The 19,269-nt window shown below is 58.6% G+C and carries 8 protein-coding genes; 2 read left to right on the top strand and 6 right to left on the bottom strand.

Translation table 11 applies throughout. The features are described 5' to 3' along the window. Nucleotides 1–136 precede the first annotated feature (136 nt). Complete coding sequence (locus tag GEI7407_RS13290) at nt 137–1,618, top strand: restriction endonuclease (protein WP_015172706.1); 1,482 nt, start codon at nt 137–139, stop codon at nt 1,616–1,618. 112 nt (nt 1,619–1,730) lie between these two features. Here GEI7407_RS13290 and GEI7407_RS20755 read toward each other — a convergent pair whose 3' ends face one another. From GEI7407_RS20755 to GEI7407_RS13260, 5 genes are all read right to left on the bottom strand, one after another. Further along, nucleotides 1,731–9,719, bottom strand: a complete 7,989-nt coding sequence (locus GEI7407_RS20755) for a response regulator (protein WP_015172705.1) — start codon at nt 9,717–9,719, stop codon at nt 1,731–1,733. Nucleotides 9,720–9,948: 229 nt separating this feature from the next. Further along, complete coding sequence (locus tag GEI7407_RS13280) at nt 9,949–13,023, bottom strand: methyl-accepting chemotaxis protein (protein ID WP_015172704.1); 3,075 nt, start codon at nt 13,021–13,023, stop codon at nt 9,949–9,951. A gap of 203 nt (nt 13,024–13,226) precedes the next feature. Beyond that, a complete protein-coding gene (locus tag GEI7407_RS13275) occupies nt 13,227–13,757 on the bottom strand; it encodes a chemotaxis protein CheW (protein ID WP_015172703.1) in 531 nt (176 codons plus the stop codon). A gap of 8 nt (nt 13,758–13,765) precedes the next feature. Continuing rightward, the gene (locus GEI7407_RS13270; protein WP_015172702.1) at nt 13,766–14,131 is read right to left on the bottom strand and encodes a response regulator transcription factor; all 366 of its coding nucleotides are present in this window, start codon (nt 14,129–14,131) and stop codon (nt 13,766–13,768) included. Between the two features lie 503 nt (nt 14,132–14,634). Further along, complete coding sequence (locus tag GEI7407_RS13260) at nt 14,635–15,909, bottom strand: response regulator (RefSeq protein WP_015172701.1); 1,275 nt, start codon at nt 15,907–15,909, stop codon at nt 14,635–14,637. Between the two features lie 441 nt (nt 15,910–16,350). Here GEI7407_RS13260 and hmpF point away from each other — a divergent pair, with 441 nt between their 5' ends. Beyond that, nucleotides 16,351–18,117: a pilus motility taxis protein HmpF gene (gene hmpF, locus GEI7407_RS13255; RefSeq protein WP_015172700.1), complete on the top strand. Its 1,767-nt coding sequence runs from the start codon at nt 16,351–16,353 to the stop codon at nt 18,115–18,117. A gap of 146 nt (nt 18,118–18,263) precedes the next feature. Here the strand turns inward: hmpF and tilS are convergent, their stop codons facing one another. Then, nucleotides 18,264–19,265: a tRNA lysidine(34) synthetase TilS gene (gene tilS, locus GEI7407_RS13250; protein ID WP_015172699.1), complete on the bottom strand. Its 1,002-nt coding sequence runs from the start codon at nt 19,263–19,265 to the stop codon at nt 18,264–18,266. Nucleotides 19,266–19,269: the final 4 nt, after the last annotated feature.

The raw sequence follows: 19,269 nt of genomic DNA, 5'->3' as shown, positions 1-19,269 counted from the left end.
CAATAATTATTCGTCTAAAGCTTTATCAATTTTCTCGGGAACTCTAGAACTGCTCACCCCTGCGTGCATTTTTCAGGTATCGCTTTTGGCCACCAGGAATGAGCTGAAATCGTTCTCTCGTCGATCGCTAAGTGCCATGACCTCTGATCCGATGTCCTTTGCTGATGCAGCTTTCAGGATTCTGCAATCTGCTGGAGAGCCATTGCACTATCAAGAGATCACGCGGCGATCGCTAGAGCAAGGCTTCCTGCAAACCGATGGCAAAACCCCTGACGCCACGCTCAACGCTCGGTTGGCCGTGGACATCAAGCAAAAAGGTGAACAAAGCCCCTTTGTTCGCATCAGGCCAGGGGTCTTTGGTCTGCGCATCTGGGGATTAGATCCGTTTATGCCCAATCAAAAGCCCAGCGCAACCAACAGCGAAAATCAACGCGTTCGAACACCACTGTTTCCAATTTATTCAGAAGTCCGTTTGGTGTTGCCGATTTGGCAGGGACACCTGAGGGCTCAGATTACGGGGTTGCGCTCTACGCTATCTGCGCTGTGGGGTAGTCCCCAAGCTCCTGTGGACTGGACCGATCCGGATGTTTGGATTCCCCAGCGCCTCCAAGGGAGCGATCGCGAACTGGCAGAAGCCATCTGGAAAAAGACCGATGGCAAGGTCAACCCTCGGCATGTTTATGGTCACTGGCTCTTGGCCTGTCAGTATGGCCTGCTGGCCGAGAATGCCGCAGGTCCGATGCTTCTGACTGATCGTGGCAATGACTTTGTGACTCAGGAGCAAGGGGACGCAGTCGCCTACATTGATGAGCATGAAGGCTTGCTGAAGATTCTGACGATAGTGGCCGAAAAGGGGACTGGACGACACAGTGACTTCGTGCCGGAGTGGGCCGAGTATTTGCAGCGTTATTCCCGCTTTGGGACCGATGGCACCATCAAGGACACCCTGTGGTGTCGTCTGCGAAATCTGCTGGAGCGAGGATTTCTCTCCAGAACTGGCACAACCTACAGCATCACGGATGCGGGCCTAGCCTACTTGCGGCGGACGGGGGGCTCTGAAGATACCGATAGTCCTGACGAGTTGCAAGAAATTTTGACCCTTGTTAAGCAACAAAGTGTCAGCATTCGCGCCAAAATTCGAGACCATTTGGAAGCGATGGATCCGATCGCCTTTGAGCATCTCATCAAGCAGCTTTTGGAGGCGATGAACTATCAAAATGTCATGGTTACAGCGCCCTCAAATGATAAAGGAATCGATGTAAAAGCTGATATTGAAATGGGTATTACCTCGGTGCGGGAGGTAGTTCAAGCCAAGCGCCAAAAAGGCAATATTCAGCGTCCTGTGCTGGATGCTCTGCGGGGCTCTCTGCACCGATTTGACGCGGTTCGAGGGACTATTATCACGGTGGGGGATTTCTCGAAGGGAACGGCGGCAGCAGCCGTAGAGCGAGGTGCTGCTCCCATTACCCTGATCAATGGCGAGAAATTAATTGACTTGCTGATTGAGCACAAAATTGGCGTTCGTACGCGATCGGTGGAAATTTTGGAGCTTGATCCTGACATGTTCAAGTTCACTGAACTCAAGTCAAAGGAAGAGGAGGAATTTGTCGGAAGTTAGTTGAAGTTTTGGAGTCAACAGAAACAAATAAAAAAAGAGGGCGATCGCCCTCTTTTTTATTCTGTTTTTGAACAGTCTAGTGAACTGTTAGTATCTGTGCCTTTACAGGTGTTTACTTGCTACCGACGAGCACTTCCCCTTTGAGCATTCGCTGGGCTGCGTCTAGCAGCGCCTCCTCCAGGTAGGGCTTCGTGAAGTAGCCGCGAGCGCCGAGCTGCACCGCCATCTGACGGTGACGATCCGCGCCTCGGGACGTCAGCATCGCGATGGGGAGGCGATTGAGCGAAGGATCTTTCTGCATCCGCGACAGCAGCTCTAGGCCGTCCATGCGAGGCATCTCGATGTCGCAGAACACCAAGTCGCAAGGCAAGCCCGATCGCAGTTTCTCCCAAGCCTCTTGACCGTCGCGGGCCTGCTCCACGCGGTACCCAGACTTGTTGAAGGTCATCGACAGCAGCTCGCGCACCGTGATGGAGTCGTCCACGATGAGTACCGTCGGCTCGGTCTTGACCACTGGGGGCTCCACTGGCACCTGATCGCCTTCTTCCCACAGCGCGCCGCCCACATCGCGGCGGGCTCGTCCCAGCGCTAGATCGATCAGCTCTAGGACGTCCGCGATCGGCATGATTCGGCCATCCCCGAGCACCGTTGCCCCAGCCACGCCAGCGGGTTTGGGCACGGGGCCTTCTAGCTGCTTGATAACGATTTCCTGCTCGCCCAAGACCTGGTCGACCTGGAGCGCAATGAAGGTTCCCGCACTGCGCAGCACCACGATGGAGATGATGTCATCGTCTTGGTGACCGCCGTAGACGCTACCGCGACCCAGGAACCGGTTGTGGCGCAGCAGCTCTGTCAGCGGCCGGAAAGGCAGCATCGTGTCGCGCCAGAGGATGCAAGGCTGACCTTCGGCGTTGGTCTGGATGCGGTCCTTGGGCAGGTCCAGCATGTCCTCGACCCCGTCCATCGGGAAGGCGATGCGGGCGTGGTTGCTGATGCAGCACAGCGCCTTGGAAATGCTGAGGGTCAGCGGTAGACGGATCGTGAAGTTGGTGCCACGTCCCAGGGTGGAGTCGGTGTTGATGGCGCCGCGAATCTCGTTGAGACTGGTGCGCACAACGTCCATCCCGATGCCGCGACCGGCGAAGTCATCGGCTTTGTCACGAATGCTGAAGCCGGGATGGAACAGCAGGTCGTAGACGTCGAGGCGAGACATTTGCTTGGCTTCGACGGGGGTGACCAAGCCCCGCTCGACGGCTTTGGCTTTTACCCGGTCGACGGGGATGCCGGCCCCATCGTCGGAGACCGAAATCACGGTTTGGTTCCCTTGGTGGAACGCGCGCACGGTGATGCGGCCAGTAGGCGCTTTGCCAGAGGCTTTCCGGACATCCGGAGCCTCGATGCCGTGGGTGATCGCGTTGTTGACCAGGTGGGTCATCGGATCGTAGAGCTGCTCTAGGATCATCTTGTCGATGAGGGTGTCGCGCCCTTCGATGACGAGTTCTGCCTGTTTGCCACACTTCATGGCGATGTCTCGCACCGCTCGGGGCAGCCGGTCGGCGATCTGAGCAAAGGGCACCATTCGAGAACGGTTGAGTCCTTCCTGAAGCTGGGTGGTGACTTGGCGGAAGGAGCGGGTGACCTGGTCGGTCTCGTCGACGATGTACTCGATGTCAGAGGAGGCCTCCCGTACCCGGACGATCAGCTCGATCATTTCCTGGGAGAGGGTGTGGAAGGAGGTGAATCGGTCCATCTCCAGGGCGTCAAAGTTTTCGCCGGTGGCGTGGAAGGCGTTGGAGTCTCCTTTTTTGTGGCTGCCCGGGGCGATCTGGTGGGTCCGGCGGCTGGAGAGCAGGGAGCTCTCGAGGAGCGATCGCTCGTAGAGGTCACGCATCCGCTGGCCCACGTCGCTGAGCTGCTGCACTTGGTAGAGCAGGTTGTCGAGGAACTGGCGCAGTCGCTCTTGGTCTTGCTCGAGGCTGTTGCGGTTGACCACCAGTTCCCCGACCAGGTTGTTGAGGTTGTCGAGGTGCTTGACGGGGACGCGCATGGTCTGCTCGACCAGGCCGCGGGGTCGACGGCTGAGGGTCGGCGCGGGGCCGCGAGCGGCTTTGGTGGAGGGGCCGAGGGTGTTGTCGGCGTCCTCTAGGAGTTTCTCGAGGTCGGCGAATTCGTTGTCGATGTCGCTTTCGATGTCGATCTGGGTGACGTGGGGCGCTGCGATCGCCGGAACTGCGATCGTCCCGTCGTCTAGAAGGGCGGCCAGCTCATCAAAAACTTGGCGATCGCCGGTTTCGAGGGGCAAGCTGGACTCTTCCGCCAGCAGAGACTCGAGCTCGCGGGCTTCCTCCGGGGCGAGGGTCTCGGTGACGGCGATCGCCCCTGTGTCGTCTGCGAGGAAAGCGGGAACTTCATCGGCGATCGCCAGCAGATCGTCATCAAAACTCAGATCTGTCTCAATCCCGCCCATCTCAGCCGACTCTAGGCCGAACAGATCCCCCTCAAAGGTATCTGTCTCCCCGGCGCCAAATAGGCTTTCTGTCAAATCGGCATCGCCTTCATCCATGCCAAAAATCAAACCATCCGATGTCACCGCCCCGTCCAGGCCAAAATCATCGGCCGTAGCGGCAGACTCTTCGCCCAGCTCGAAGTCAAACATGGCCGAAGACTCGCCCTCTCCGACCTCAGAAGCCTCTGTGCCGAAGAGATCGCCCAAATCATCATCAAGGCTCAAGGATTCCTCAGCGCCTAGGTCAAAGCCCAAGTCGTCAGCGGCTGCCTCAGTCTCGAAGCTCGGCTCAGCAGGCTCCTCGGCCAGATCCAGCCCGAAGTCCAGCTCATCGGTGGTTTCAGCAGCTGCAAAGTCTAGAGATTCTGCCTCGCCTCCGAGCTCGAACCCAAGGTCAAACTCATCGCTCTCCTCGGCTGCGTCAAATGCCAGGGATTCTGGCTCCTCGGTCAGGTCTAGGCCAAAGTCCAGCTCATCGGTGGTTTCGGCTGCCCCAAAGTCCAAGGCCTCTGACTCCTCGGCCAGATCCAGCCCGAAATCCAGCTCATCGGCAGCTTCAGCGGTTTCTGCAACTGGCTCTTCCAGACCCAGGTCAAAGTCCAAGTCTCCAGCTTCCTCACCAGCACCCAGATCGAAACCCAGGTCTTCCGATTCGCCAGCACCCAGATCGAAGCTCAAGCTCTCTGAGCCTTCCAGATCAAAGCTGAGTTCCGAGGCCGCTTCGGTCTCCTCCAGCCCAAAGTCGAGCTCATCCGCGGCTGCCTCAGTCTCACCGAAATCAAGGCCTAAGTCGTCGGTGGCTTCAGCGGCGAGGTCAAAGTCAAGCTCTGAGGTTTCCTCAGTGGTCTCGAGGCCTAGGTCGAATTCATCAGTGTCGCCCAGGTCCAGTCCGAGCTCACCGCTGTCCTCGGCTGTCTCGAAGCCCAGGTCGAATTCATCGGCGGCGCCCAGGTCAAAGCCCAAGTCGTCAGTGGCTGCCTCGGTCTCGAAGCTCAGCTCACCAGGCTCCTCGGTCAGGTCTAGGCCAAAGTCGAGCTCATCGGTGGTTTCAGCAGATGCAAAGTCTAAAGATTCTGCTTCGCCTCCGAGCTCGAACCCAAGGTCAAACTCATCGCTCTCCTCGGCTGCGTCAAATGCCAGGGATTCTGGCTCCTCGGTCAGGTCTAGGCCAAAGTCCAGCTCATCGGTGGTTTCGGCTGCCCCAAAGTCCAAGGTCTCCGACTCCTCGGCCAGATCCAGCCCGAAATCCAGCTCATCGGCAGCTTCAGCGGTTTCCGCAACGGGCTCTTCCAGACCCAGGTCAAAGTCCAGATCCCCCGCTTCCTCACCAGCACCCAGATCGAAGCCCAGGTCTTCCGAACCTTCCGGCTCAAAGCTAAGCTCTGATGTCGCTTCGGTCTCCTCCAGCCCAAAGTCGAGCTCATCCGCTGCTGCCTCAGTCTCACCGAAATCAAGGCCTAGGTCGTCCGTGGCTTCGGCGGCGAGGTCAAAGTCGAGCTCTGAGGTTTCCTCAGCGGTCTCAAGGCCTAGGTCGAATTCATCGGTGTCGCCCAGGTCAAAGCCCAAGTCGTCAGTGGCTGCCTCAGTCTCGAAGCTCAGCTCACCAGGCTCCTCGGCCAGATCCAGCCCGAAGTCCAGCTCATCAGTGGTTTCAGCAGCTGCAAAGTCTAAAGATTCTGCCTCGCCTCCGAGCTCGAACCCAAGGTCAAACTCATCGCTCTCCTCGGCTGCGTCAAATGCCAGGGATTCTGGCTCCTCGGTCAGGTCTAGGCCAAAGTCCAGCTCATCGGTGGTTTCGGCTGCCCCAAAGTCCAAGGTCTCTGATTCCTCGGCCAGATCCAGCCCGAAATCCAGCTCATCGGCAGCTTCAGCGGTTTCTGCAACTGGCTCTTCCAGACCCAGGTCAAAGTCCAGGTCTCCAGCTTCCTCACCAGCACCCAGATCGAAACCCAGGTCTTCCGATTCGCCAGCACCCAGCTCAAAGCCCAGGTCTTCCGAGCCTTCCGGTTCAAAGCTGAGCTCCGAGGCCGCTTCGGTCTCCTCCAGCCCAAAGTCGAGCTCATCCGTTGCCGCTTCAGTCTCACCGAAATCAAGGCCTAAGTCGTCGGTGGCTTCAGCGGCGAGGTCAAAGTCAAGCTCTGAGGTTTCTTCAGCGGTCTCGAGGCCCAAGTCGAATTCATCGGTATCGCCCAGGTCCAGTCCGAGCTCACCGCTGTCCTCGGCGGCCTCGAAGCCCAGGTCGAATTCATCGGCGGCGCTCAGATCAAAGCCCAAGTCGTCAGTGGCTGCCTCGGTCTCGAAGCTTAGCTCAGCAGGCTCTCCTCTCTCTAGGTCAAAGTCGAGCACATCCGCTTCTGCGGCCTCGAATCCCAGAGATTCGGGTTCCTCAGTCAGGTCTAGGCCAAAGTCGAGCTCATCGGTAGCTTCGGCCGCTGCGAATTCCAGAGAGTCTGACGCGTCTGCTGCTAGTCCGAAATCCAGATCATCGGCGGCTTCAGGAGTTTCTGCGATCGGCGCTTCTAGGCCGAGGTCAAAGTCCAAAGCCCCGGCTTCCTCGCTCGTGTCGGCCAGATCGAGGCCGAGTTCGGGTTCTTCGAGACTATCAAGCCCAAGATCTTCCTCGCCAGCTGTAGCTTCTGGAGCCGTAAGCTCTTCGGCGGCAAAGCCTAGATCAAAGTCATCTGCGATCGCCTCCGTTGCGCCCTCCATGTCCAGAGACGCTGCGGTTTCGGGCGCTGGCTCACCTGCTAGATCTGCCAAACCTAGATCAAGGTCTGGTGCCTCCGCGAAGCTGTCGTCTAACAGCGCCGCAGCCTCGGTCTGCGCTGCTTGATCGGCCCACAGGTCTTCCTCAAGCTCGATCGCGGCTTCTGCCGCTGGTTGCGCTGGCTCCTCACTGAGCAAATTCTCGGTAGATGCGAAATCTGTCAGAGCAGACGCTTCTAGGCTGGTTTCGCTGATGTCGGTGCCGAAGAAGTCCTCAATCTCGTTGCTGGTGCTTGGGGAGCGATCGCCTTTTTGATCGCTATCAAAGAAGGTCTCCCAATCGTTGCCAGTACCAGTCTCGGAGGCTGTACTCGCTCCGGTCGACTGCTCAAAAAGATCCGCTTCGAGGCCGAGGGCTGGCTCTTGGGTGTCGTCAGGGCTCAGCTCCCAGTCATCGGCGGCGATCGCCTCGGAGGATTCGCCAAAGACATCGGCCTCAGGAGCGCTGGTCTCGGAGAACAAGGCTGCTTCGGGGGCTGTGGCCTCCTCGGGAGGCGTATCCCATGCATCTTCTTCGAGATCGAAGGACTCTAGACCAAGGGCCTGATCGATGGCGGCATCGGCTGCGGCGTTCTCGCTCTCGATCGCGTCCCAGGCAAGCTCTGGGCCTGTCAGCTCGAGGCCGGTGCCGTCGACTGGAGTGTCGTCAGTTAAGCCTGCTAGATCTGCGAAGTCTTCTGCTTCCTCTGCCTCCGCTGCTGAGCTTTCTGGCGCCAGATCGAGTTCGGCAGCATCCCAGTCTAGCCCTGAGAAATCGTCCTCGGAGGCTGAGGCTGCTTCTGTTTCGTCGACTTCTGAAAGCGCTGCTGGCGCTGGCTCGGCTGAGTCAGCAAAAGCGTCGAGCGACATCTCAGCAAAGGCATCACCGGCCTCAGCATCGCCGTCAAAAAGATTGTCCGTAAGCTCGCTCTCGCCAGCCGATCCGCCGAACAAATTGGCAAGCTCGCTGCTTTCGGCGGCGCCGAGTTGGTCGGTCCGCTCCTGAGACAGCCCGCTGCCAAAGAGGTTGCCCAAGTCGTCTTCTGGTGAGGCGATCGCCGCTGTTTCTTCCAGACCTAGGTCCAGGAAATCCTCATCGGCGGTCGTGCTTTCGCCAGGTTCCTCCAGCAGGGCCGCCGAAAAATCCAGTTCAGACTCCGCTACTTTGTCAGCGTCACCGCTTTGGGCCTCCGTCAACAGATCAAGGCCCTCCAGCTCTTCGTCTAGACCCAGGTCGCCCAACCCATCCTCAAATGAGGCGCCAAAGTCGTCTTGTAACAGGTCTTCCGCTTCATCAAAGGGGCTGGACGAATCCTCGTTGAGGTCTGTCATCAGCTCCTCATCGTCCACTGGCATTTCCCCGAAGAGCGAACCGAGGGCCGCCAGCTCAGGAGCCGGCTGGCTGACCGCTGACGGGGTTTCAGCCTCAAGATCAACGGCGTCAATTTCGGCAAACAGGTCGCCCAGATCTCCCGACGGCTGGCTCAGATCGCTAGGGGGTTCGACCGTTACTGGCTCGAGCAGATCGTCAAAGAGGCCAGCGGAGTCGTCACCTAGATCAAAGTCAAGGTCGGCGATCGCGGCTGTTTCCTCGCGCTGCTCCGCCGCCTGCAAAAATCCTGAAAGATCGTCTTCAGCGCTGCTGCTAGACGCGGTAGATTCCTCAAACAGCAGATCGGCAAAGTCATCGGAGAAGTCGCTCGCTGCGTCGAGGTCCAGGGAGCTGAGAATCTCGTCGGCGGTGCTGCCCAGAATCTCTTCTTGCTCCCAGGTGATGTCGAGATCTGGCACGTCTCCCTCGAAAAGGTCGGCCAGGGAATTGAGCTCGGCCATGCCGACTTCGGGGCCGGGGCGATCGCCCGTCGCCTTGTGGAAGTCCAAATCCGACGCCGACACAGCTGCTGGAGCTTGGTTAGTCGAGCTGTCGGCGATCGCCGAGAAGTCGAGCTCTCCGGATGGCGATTCGGCAAACATCGCATCTAGGCTCAGCTCACCCGTCACAGCCGTCACTGGCAGCAGCTCTTGCAGGGCGGGACTCACCGCAATGTCGGCACTCCGGCCCGCCAGCACCAGTTCCTGGCCCTGCTTAATCTCCCGAATCACAATCGGGGCCAGGGTGTGATACGTGTTTTCGGGACTGGCGATCGCCAGCCGAGCCGACTCTAGCAAATCACACCAGTTGCGCAGATCAAACTGTTCCCCCGTGCGCTTGAGGCCGCTACAAATCTCTTGCAGCTGCTGTCGCCGCTCCAGCGTATCTGCCTGCTTAAACAGCTGCAGCATATCTCGAAGCTGGCGGGGCACATCGCTTTGGAAAATGAGCTGTAGCGCACTTTCTTCTTCGGCTTGGACAGGAGCACTGGCAGACGCTGCAGCCTCGGGCGCAATCCAGGTCTCTTGGGTCTCTGGCGTGATCACCCCTCCCGTTGCAGCAACCATCTGGGTGAGACGGCTGCCCAGCTCCGCAAATACAGGCTCTACTCCAGCCATAATCTCGCGAGCCTTCTCCTCCGTCAGCCCAAACGGAGTTTGCAACTGCCCCAGCAGCTCCTGCAGCGTGTCCAGGCAGCTCAGCAAAAGTGACTCAATGTCTTGGTCAACCTTGACGGGGTGCTCTTTCAAAATCTTGAAACAGTCTTCCAAGCGGTGGGAAGTTTGCTGGATGCTGTCAATGCCGAGCATGGCAGCCCCACCCTTCACCGAGTGAGCCGCGCGGAAGAGCTCATTGAGCATCTCGGGATCTTCCAGGGTGCTTTGCAGGTTCAGCAAACCTTGCTCCAGGGTATTGAGGTGGTCCCTTGCCTCCTCGATGAAGTACCCCATGATCCGCTGTTGTTGTTCTGACTGCATAGCGGTATCCCTTCCCCTAAAAGTTCTAGATGGCTCCAGAGGCGATCGCGATGTGCTTGCTTCTGGTTCCAGAGCGCCCGACATGAAGGCACGGCCAGTGGAAAAAACTCCACCGTCCCTTGTCCTCTTCACACCACCGACTGCGGCTTTGGTGACCCTCAGCAGCCCTCTCTGGCTTTAATGTATCCGATCTCTCACCAATCGACATGAAGGCTTGTCTGTCCCCATTTCAAGACGATTGGGAGGAGTCGATCGCCTCAACTTTAAACCGTTCCACCGAGGTCAGCAGGTCCCGCGCAACCCCCACCAGACTTTGCAGAGAGCCCGAAACTCGCTGAGCTTCCTGGGACGTTTCCTGCGCCGTCAACTCCACCGATTGCATCACCTGGGCCACGGCTCGAGAGGTTTCGGTTTGCTCCACCGTATCCGCCGTGATGGAGCGCACCAGAATGTCAATGCGGTTGGACACTTGAATGATGTCTTCGAGGGATCGCTTGGCTTGTTCTGCCAGCTTTGTTCCCTCGATCACCTGCTGGGTGCCTTCTTCCATCGCCGTCATCACGGACCCCGTCTCGCTCTGGATCTGGAGCACGATTTGCTCAATCTCCTTCGACGCCTTGGCGGCCCGGTCTGCCAGCTGTCGCACCTCATCGGCCACGATCGCAAAGCCTCGGCCCGCTTCTCCCGCCCGCGCCGCCTCAATACTGGCGTTGAGGGCGAGGAGGTTGGTTCGAGACGCAATCTGAGAAATCAGCGCCACAATCTTCGAGATTTCCTGGGACGACTCAGCGAGGCGCTTCACCTTCCGGGTGGTTTCCGCCACCGTTTCGCGAATCGTCAAAATACCCGCCACGGTGCGCTCCACTGCCTCGCCCCCTTTCAGAGCGGTCGACGATGCTGAGCGGGCCACCTCTTCTGCTTCCCGGGCGCTCTCGGCCACCCGCTGAATCGAGTCCGTCATCACCTGCACCGAGTTCAGCGTGACGGCCAACTCCTCCGCTTGCCGGAGGGCGTCAGAGGACAGGCCCCGGGCGAAAATCTCGTTGTCCGTAGCGCTCTTGCTCACCTGGCGAGCGGCGGTCTTCACCTGCTGCACGATTTCCCGCAGGTTCTGAATCGTCAAGTTGAAGGAGTCAGCAACGGCGCCCAAAACGTCTGCCGTGACCTCTGCCTGGACAGTCAAGTCTCCTCGGGCCGCCCCTTCCACGTCGTCCAGCAGACGAATCACTTGGCGCTGGAGGTCTTCTTTGGCCTGCTCTTGCTCTTCGGCCTTGCGCTGCGCTTCGCTGGTGGTGGTGAAGATCACGCGGGCCATGTGGTTGAAGCCGGAGGCCAGCTGACCGAACTCATCTTCCGAAAAGACCGTTGCCCGCGCTCCCAAATTGCCTTGGGACACGGACTGGAACTGCGATTGTAGATCGTCGGTGGTTCGCTTGACCTGCCGAGCCATTGCCTGGCTCAGCACATAGGTCGTGCCGCCGCTGGCCAGACCGGGTGCAAAGACCATGGCAAGCTTGGTCCATGGAGGAGAGTTGTTTGCAGAGATATGGACTGTCACGGCTACGGCGGCAGCCGAAACGAACCCGGCAGCGATCGCTGTATATATTTGCTTGGCAGCCAAGGGTGCATTTTCGAAGAATGCAAGCCAGCCCTGCTCGATGGAGACGGCGGGTTCTTTGATCTGGCTGTCGGACTGGGTGAAGCTGGGCAGATGCTCGGAGGTGCCGGAGATGCTGAACAGCTCATCTTCGCCTATCACCGAGCGATCGCCGTCATCCGCGAGGCCGCTTGCAAAGTCGTCGAAGCGCACCTCATCTGTGGCCGCTTCAGTGCGCCCGGTCCCCATGCCAAAGCTGGTGCCAGCCGAGGGGGTCGTAAAGCCCGCCGAATTTTCTGACAAATCGAAGTCGGGCAGATCCCCTAGGTCGTCAAACTCATCGAATTCGTCTAGAAAGTCAACGTTGCTCTGGCTACCGAGGGAGTCAAAGGAATCCATCGCTGAGAGGACGGGCGCGCCGCCGTTGGACGAGCGATAGGCCGCGTCTTCATCGAACGTGTCGAAGGCGTTGTCGTTAAAAGCGTTGTCGTCAAAGGCGTCATAGCCGCCAAAAGACTCAGCCTCGTCCTCAGGCTGGGGTGGAGCGATAAACGTCTGCTCGTCTTGGTCATAGGTTGGCTGAAAGCCGCCGTAGGGTGCGCTGCCCATCCCGGCTGCGTCAGCCCCTGCATCCCCCATGAAAAACGTTTCGTCCTCGGTTTGGCTGTAGCCATAGTCGAAGGATTCTAGGCTGCCTTGGTCTTCGAGGGTGCTGCCTGCGTTGGCCCAGTCGTCGGCGCTGCCCTCGTCGCCGAGGCCAAAGTCCCCTGGATCGAAGGTGTCATCGTAGCTCCCCGCGTCTGGGCTGTAGGAAGCCGGATAGTCCGGGGCCTCCGGAGTCTCTGGGGCGGATGAGGTGTCGAACGGGGACTCTGGGGCGATCGCGCCGTAGTCGGCCTCCTCAGCGCCAAAGTTAGGCTCATCTGCAAAGAAGCTCTCATTGTCAGCAGCGGCCTCCTCGGTGCCAAAGGCATCGTCTAGGGCGAAGGGGTTGCTGGCTTCTGCAAAAGCATTTGCTTCGTCGGTACTCAGATCGGCGTCGAGGCCAAAGGGATTGTCAAAGGGAGTCTCGGGCTCAGAAGGGGCGATCGCCCCTTCTGAGCCCATCGTGCCAAAGGGGTTGTCCGCTGCCGCCGCCGATCCGCCAAAATCATCAAAATTAAAGTCCGAAGCATCCCCCAACAAGTTCTCGTCGAGATGCTCATCCTCAAAAGACTGCCAGCTCTCCGCGCCAAAGCTGTCAGCGGCAAAAGCATTGTCTGCTTGGGCAAAGGCATCGTTTGGCGTTGCAGCAACGTCGGCGCCGTAGGCCTCTTCTAGATTGCTAGTGTCAGGGACACCATAGGCGTCCGGCCCGTAGGCGTCGATGTCACCCTCGGCAGCAAGATTGAACTCAGAGGTGTCAAAGGCAGCCGCAGCGCCACCACTGCCTGCGAACTGTTCGGCGTAAGCAAGACCGCTATTGGCATAGTCAATAAAATCTGGCTCTGAGGTCAGCCCCAGCACCGCTGAGTACTCCTCCTGAGCAACCTGATACTGCTGCAAGCCGTAGCAGTAAATGTGCCCCCTCAGCAGGCGTGCACTCGGATCCTCGGGAAAGTCCTGCACCAGTCGGTCAATGACACTGGCCGCAGTCTCATAGTCCTGCTGCATGTAGGCCATTTGGGCCTGTTGGTATTCTTGCGCGTAATCGATGCTCGAACCCATCTGCCTTCTCCTGCCGTTGCACGTCTGCCGTTTCGCTAGAAGCTCACGCTATCTGTTGTAATGCTTGTTAAGGGCACCCCGATCGCTTCTACCGTAGCTCGTCTGTTGCCAGATCGGACCTCCTAGAACTTGGGGAAGCAAACCACTGCTCAAAGGACCGGCGCGCCTTCGATGATGACTCGGCTGCCAAACGGGGCTGTGCTTCATGTTGCCCACCGTGCCGATCGCAAAATTGCGATTTGGTCCAAAAGCCGAAGCACTGTATCAGCGTCTGGATTGATGACCCACTCCCCCCGCAAAAATGGAGCCATGCTGTCGGGGACGCTCGTAGGCATCTGGATGTCTTCGATATCGAGCCAATCCATCTCATGGATGCGATCGACGGCGAGTCCCATCATGAGGTCCTGATCTTCGATCGCAATGACAGAAATGTCAGGTCGGTCGGTGTTCAGGGGGGCTGAGTCTCCCAAAAACTGCCCCAGATCGGCCACCCAGATTACCCGCCCCCGCACATTGAGCGTGCCCAAGAGGAGGGGTGAGACATTAGGAATGGGGGTAATGCGATCGGGGGTTGGGGAGATGACTTCGCGAATGCCGATCGCTGGCAGCGCAAACTCATTACCTGAGGGAACAAAGAACCGAAGATGTAACTCTCCTTCTGGACTTTCCAGTTCTTGAAACTCTGGTGCTTGATCTTGGCCTCTGCCAGTCAAAAAATCAGGATTCCCGACCATCGGCGACTCTACCCTCGCAGTAGTTGCTTAACGGTTCCTACCAGCTCGGTTGGCTGAAAGGGTTTGGCAATGTAGGCATCGGCTCCCTGCTTCATGCCCCAGTAGCGATCGAATTCTTCGCCCTTGGAGGAGCACATCACAATAGGGACATTTTGGGTCTTGGGGTCAGCTTTGAGGCGGCGACAGACTTCGTAGCCGTTCATGCGGGGCATGACGATATCCAGCACGACGAGGTCTGGACAGTGCTTTTGCACCTGTTCCAAGGCTTCGACACCATCAGTGGCGACGGCTACGCTGAGACCGCTTCCTTTGAGGAGGTCGGTGATCATTTCCCGTTGCGTGACGCTGTCTTCCACAACCAGAACTGTGCTCATTGCAATTGACCTCTTGATACCCCGTCCAAACTAACCTGCATTGAGTCAATGAAAGCGATCGCAACTTGGGCGATTTCCCGCTGTATAGCTTGTATATTAATCCGAACCTTGACAAGTGCAGGCGGCGGATTCCGGAAACGAACGGATGAGCTTAGCTCCCCTCCGTTAGATTGCCCAAAATCACCCTCAAACTCTGCAAAGATCGGAGAGTCTTTGGGAGTTTTGAGCACGAATTGTTGCATCTTATTCGAAGGAAAGTCAGGGGCTCCCGAAAACAAAGTTGGGCTTGGGTGCGTCAAGTATAAGACTAAATTTTGATTTTGCTAGGGACCGGAACGGGCAGGCGCAAGAACCGGGCGGCGGAAGGCCCAACGTGAAGGCTAGCGACTGGGGATATCAAAGCAGGCTTTGATCAAGACGCTGATGATCGTATGGTGGGGCGATCGCCCTCAGCAAAAAACCGCGAGCACGGAAAGTGTCGCAGAATCAAGGCCTCCAGCGATTCAGGATGATACCGAATCTGCCTGATCGTGAATGTTAAGTTTTACTTCGTCTCCGAGGGCTTCAGCCAGCAAGACGTCCGGTTTTGGCAGCTCAGGATTGCCCACGCCGACGTACTTTTCAACGAGCATCAGCAGCTCACTCTCGCCAAAGGGCTTGGTCAGATAGTCCGTTGCGCCGACGATCCGGGCTTTGACGCGGTCAATGAAGCCATCCTTGCCCGTCAACATAATGATGGGAGTCTGCCGAAAGGCGGTGGAGCTGCGCAGCATGGCGCAGATTTCGTAGCCGTCTAGCTCTGGCATGGCGATGTCACACAGGATCAAGTCGGGCTTGAGGTGAAAGACCAGGCTCAGGGCTTTGAGGGGGTTGCCAATGGCGGTGGCTTCGTAGCCGTGACGGTTGAGAATGTATTCGACTGCTTTGCGGATGGTGGTGCCGTCGTCGATGCAGACGATGCGCGGGGGACGGGCCTCGGGCCAGGTGCTGAGGCCGCGGCTAGCGTAGCTCGGGGCGGCGACGGTGGGATAGACGAGCTGGACGAGGCCCTGCTGGATGTAGGGATAGACGGCGCGGGCGACGGTCAGGATGTCGCGGTTGAGGTAGCGGGCCATCTGGCGAATGGAGGTCTTGCCGTCGATCCAGCGCTCGACGGTTTTGAAGGTGGTGATGGGCAGGGCTTCGCGCAGCTGCTCTGGGTTGGCGATCGCCGGACACTGGTCTGGGGACTGGATGTGGGGATGAAGCTGCTTCCAGGCCTGAACCTGCTTGATGATGTCCGTGACGATGGGCGCGATCTCGAGGGTGGTGAGCTGGGGGGTGAGCGGCGGACTGATTTCAAAAATGAAGGAGCCGTGGTGCAGGCTGAGCAGATCAAACAGCGTCTCGTGCACCATGCTGCGGATGATGCTGCGTCCTTGGGAGGGAGTCAGGAGGTGGTTTTCTAGGAGGGACCACAGATAGCCGTACTCGGGAGCGTTGATGGAGGCGATCGCCGACATCGAGACGCTATCGAGGGCCGCATCGACTTTGTAGCGCCGCAGGTAGTCCCGCAGCCGCAGCAGATTGCCGTCTCCGCTGGTGGCATAGGCGATGTGACCATTGACAAAGAAAACGAACCAAGAGTGCTCCGACGGCGGACGCGCGCGATCGCTCGGCAACCCCCCAAACGGCGACGCCGAAACATAGGTCTCCACAAACAATTCACCGGTTCGCTGACCCAGCTCAATGAGTTGGAGAATGCTACGAATATCGATTTCGTTTAAATGTCCCTGCATGCAGCGCCGATGCTCTCCTAAGGGCCTCCGGGGGCGTCTCTCCGTCTTCACTCGCGGCGATCGCCTCAGGGTCTGCCCTAAGCCGTGCCAACACGTTAACTTAAAAGTTAACTTGATTGTAAAACCTCCTTGAAGTCCCGCATCTTAATATTCCTGTCCGGAAACGCCATCGCCAGAACCAGGGTATAACCTGTAGTAGCAACCATTGGCCTTGGACTGGGTTTCGGCGAGTTTCATCGAGAACCCATTGGCCGTCGGTCAGGATCTCGGGATAGCATTCAATAACATGGCAGACGCAACTTCGGGGCGATCGCTCGTCTTGGTGTGTTTCGCGTTTTTCACAAACATTTCTCCCTGCGATTTGATTTACCATGGCGATTAATCTGTAGGGGGTTAAGTCTGTTGCAGGACTGGGCATAGACACGGAAGAGGACTATCGGCGTGCTGTATCTAGCGGAAGTACAAAAAACCACAGCGAGCTTTGGCCTAGGCGGCAAGGTAGAACTAAAGTTGCTAGCCTGCCAACGCTCTGAACAAAACTGGACGGCAGTTCCTGGAGAAGAAGTCATTGCAGCAGAAGAAGCTAAAAACTTCAACGCTGGGGCTCTAGTACTTGCCGACCTAAACAACAACCGTCAGGTCAAACGGGTGCAGGAAGCCGGACGGCAGCTAGTCAGCATCCTGCAAAACTTCTCCCGCATGCAGGAGAAGTTCAAAACCCAAGAAGAAGAAATCGAGCAGTGGAAGCAGTCCTTGACCTACCAAAGTCAAGAGCTCAACCGCCGCGAAATGGAAATGGAAGCGCGGCGCGAGCAGCTTCAAGCCCTCGAAGAAGACTCTGAAAAGCTAGAGCAGCAGCGCCAGGAAATCGCCGGAGCCCGTGAAGAAGCCGATCGCCTGCGCGAAGAAATCGAGCGCAAGAGCCAAGAGCTAGAAGGCGCCTGGGAGCACCTGCGGGGCGAGATGCGCCGCCTAGAAGAGACCAAGGAAGACATTCAAAAGTCGGCGGGTCTCGACGCTGAGCAGGCCAATAAACTCCACGAAATCCTGAGCCGTATCTCGGGCGCTGTCGCTCCCACCGACCAGATCCGTGAGCAGGTCAATCAAGCCTTTGGCCTGATCAGTGGTCAGCAGACCCTCCTCGATCAGCACTGGCAGCGTCTAGAGCAAAAGCGCAGCGAAGCTGAGCAGCTCCAGGCAGAAGTCGATCGCCAGAGCCAGGATCTCGAGACACGCTGGCAAGAATGGCACCAAGCCCAAGTCTCCCTGGACCAAGCTTGCGGTGAAGTCAAAATCCAGCAGACCACGCTCCAGCTCAAGCAAGAAGAAGCCCAGAACCTGAGCCTGCTGCTGCAAAATCAGGAAGATCTCTATCAGCAGATGTATCGCCTGGCTGAGTCATCTGACGATGTCCAGGTCAGCGCCCGCATTGACCTGGAAGCCCTCGACAAGATGCCCGTTGATGAGCTGCAATCCCTGGTCCAAGACCTCCAGCGCGACCAAGATAAGGTCTATCACTTTGTGAATGACCAGGAAGAAGAGCTGCGCCTACAGATGGAAGAAATCGAAGCGCTCCAGCAGAAGATTCAGAGCGCCAATGACTACGATCGCCTCGCCCTGGAAACAGAGCTGGCCGAGGAGCAAGATCGCTACCAGATGCTGAATGAAACCCTCGTGGGCCAGCGCCGGAACCTGCGGGAGCGCCAGGAAGTCTTGGCCAAGCACCAATCGGTGTTGCAGCGCCGTCAGGGAATCCAGGTGGACTCGTCCCAGGAGCGTCCGACGGTGGACCTCGGGCCGGTGCTGTCCCAGCTCGATAGCCAGCGGCAGCAGCAGGCAGAGGTGCTCCAAAAGCTGGAGGGCCAGGTCTCTCAGATGCGGGGCGCGATCGAGCAGGCTCAGGGCATGATCAGCCAGCAAACGGGAGAGCAAGACGCCAAGCGCAACGAGCTCAAGCAGTGGGAAGAAAACCTGCGATCGCAGCGGAGCACCGTGGCTGAGCTGTGGGGACAGGTCAACCTGTATCAGGAGTGGCTGCAGCCGACCCAGGACAGCCTCAATGGGTTGCGCCAGGCTTCTGAGGCGATCGCCGGGATTTTGGGACAGTTCCAAGAAGCCAGCGACTACCAGCTCCAGGCGATCGCCGACATGCGGCAGGTGATGCAGAGCCTGGTGGCCGAGCAAGCGCCGGAGCTGGCCGCTTCTTAGTCGCTTGTGCGGGGTGCCCTTGCCTGGCGCGTTTTGCTCAGGTTTTGGCCAGGATTGACGTGTTTGGATCGATAGTCCTATGACCTTGGTGGGCCGGGAGAACGCTCTCCCGGCCTTTTTGCTCTGCGATCGCGCGTATCTTGGCCCTAGGACATTGGCCCGACCAGCTCGATCCACTCACCCTGGACTCGGGCGATCGCCCCGCCCGGAAAGGGGTCGCTCTGGTGGCGCTGGGGGGCGCTCAGCAGCGCCACAACTTTCTCGATATCGCCGAAGGTAGGCTGCTGAGGCAGATGGAGCTGTAGCCACTGGCGAAGCGATCGCCGCTGGAGGGCAAGAGGAGCGCCCTGGAGAATGCGGCGGTTGATCCGGCAGGATGGCTGATCGGCAGCAGGATCCTGGGCGCGCAGTCGCCAGGCGGTGGCTTCTGCTTCGAGATACTGCACATCGTCCTGGAGCAGCTCGGCTGTCTGGGCCAGGGCCTGCTCGGCCCGTGGATTGAAATGGTCGCTTAGGTAGGGCAGCAGTTCCTGCCGAATCCGGTTTCGCCGGTAGCTCAGGTCTTGATTGGTGCTGTCTTCCCAGACCGGCAGCTGCCCGGTGCGGCAAAAGTCGCCGGTCTCGGTCCGGGTGAAGTTGAGCAAGGGGCGCACTAGCTCGACATCAGCCGCAAGGGGTCTGCGCCAGGTGAGGGCCTGGAGGCCGTCGGCCCCGCTGCCCCGCAACAGGTTAAATAGCAAAGTCTCGGCGCGATCGCTGGCGGTGTGGCCCGTCAGGATGCGCGAGAACGCCCCTTGCTGGGCGATCGCCGTCAGGGCCTCATAGCGCCACTGCCGCGCCGCCGCCTCGCTGGGGAGCGATCGCCCAGCCACCTCCTGGAAGTAGTCAACTCCCCAGGCCTGGGCCAGCGATCGCACATGACGGGCGTTGGCCTCGGAGTCTGGGCGCCATCGATGGTCGCAGTGAGCGATCGCCAAGGTCCACTCCCACTTGGGCTGAAGATCAACCAGCAGCTTGGCCAGACAGAGGGAATCCTGGCCGCCCGAAACGGCAATGAGCAGGCGCTCCCGAGACAAAACCAAAGCCCGCTGCCGCAAGGTTTGGTGTAACCGAGCGTGCAGCGGGCTCCAGGGCGAACGAGGTCTCACTGGG

The organism is Geitlerinema sp. PCC 7407, from assembly GCF_000317045.1.
Lineage (GTDB): Bacteria > Cyanobacteriota > Cyanobacteriia > PCC-7407 > PCC-7407 > PCC-7407.
Note: the sequence above shows the minus strand (reverse complement) of the source record. Positions and strands in the feature narration are given on the sequence as shown.

Excerpts from the sequence above, each read along its gene's own strand:
- GEI7407_RS13290 (WP_015172706.1), top strand. The coding sequence starts at position 137 with ATGACCTCTGATCCGATGTCCTTTGCTGATGCAGCTTTCAGGATTCTG.
- GEI7407_RS20755 (WP_015172705.1), bottom strand. The coding sequence starts at position 9,719 with ATGCAGTCAGAACAACAACAGCGGATCATGGGGTACTTCATCGAGGAG.
- GEI7407_RS13280 (WP_015172704.1), bottom strand. The coding sequence starts at position 13,023 with ATGGGTTCGAGCATCGATTACGCGCAAGAATACCAACAGGCCCAAATG.
- GEI7407_RS13275 (WP_015172703.1), bottom strand. The coding sequence starts at position 13,757 with ATGGTCGGGAATCCTGATTTTTTGACTGGCAGAGGCCAAGATCAAGCA.
- GEI7407_RS13270 (WP_015172702.1), bottom strand. The coding sequence starts at position 14,131 with ATGAGCACAGTTCTGGTTGTGGAAGACAGCGTCACGCAACGGGAAATG.
- GEI7407_RS13260 (WP_015172701.1), bottom strand. The coding sequence starts at position 15,909 with ATGCAGGGACATTTAAACGAAATCGATATTCGTAGCATTCTCCAACTC.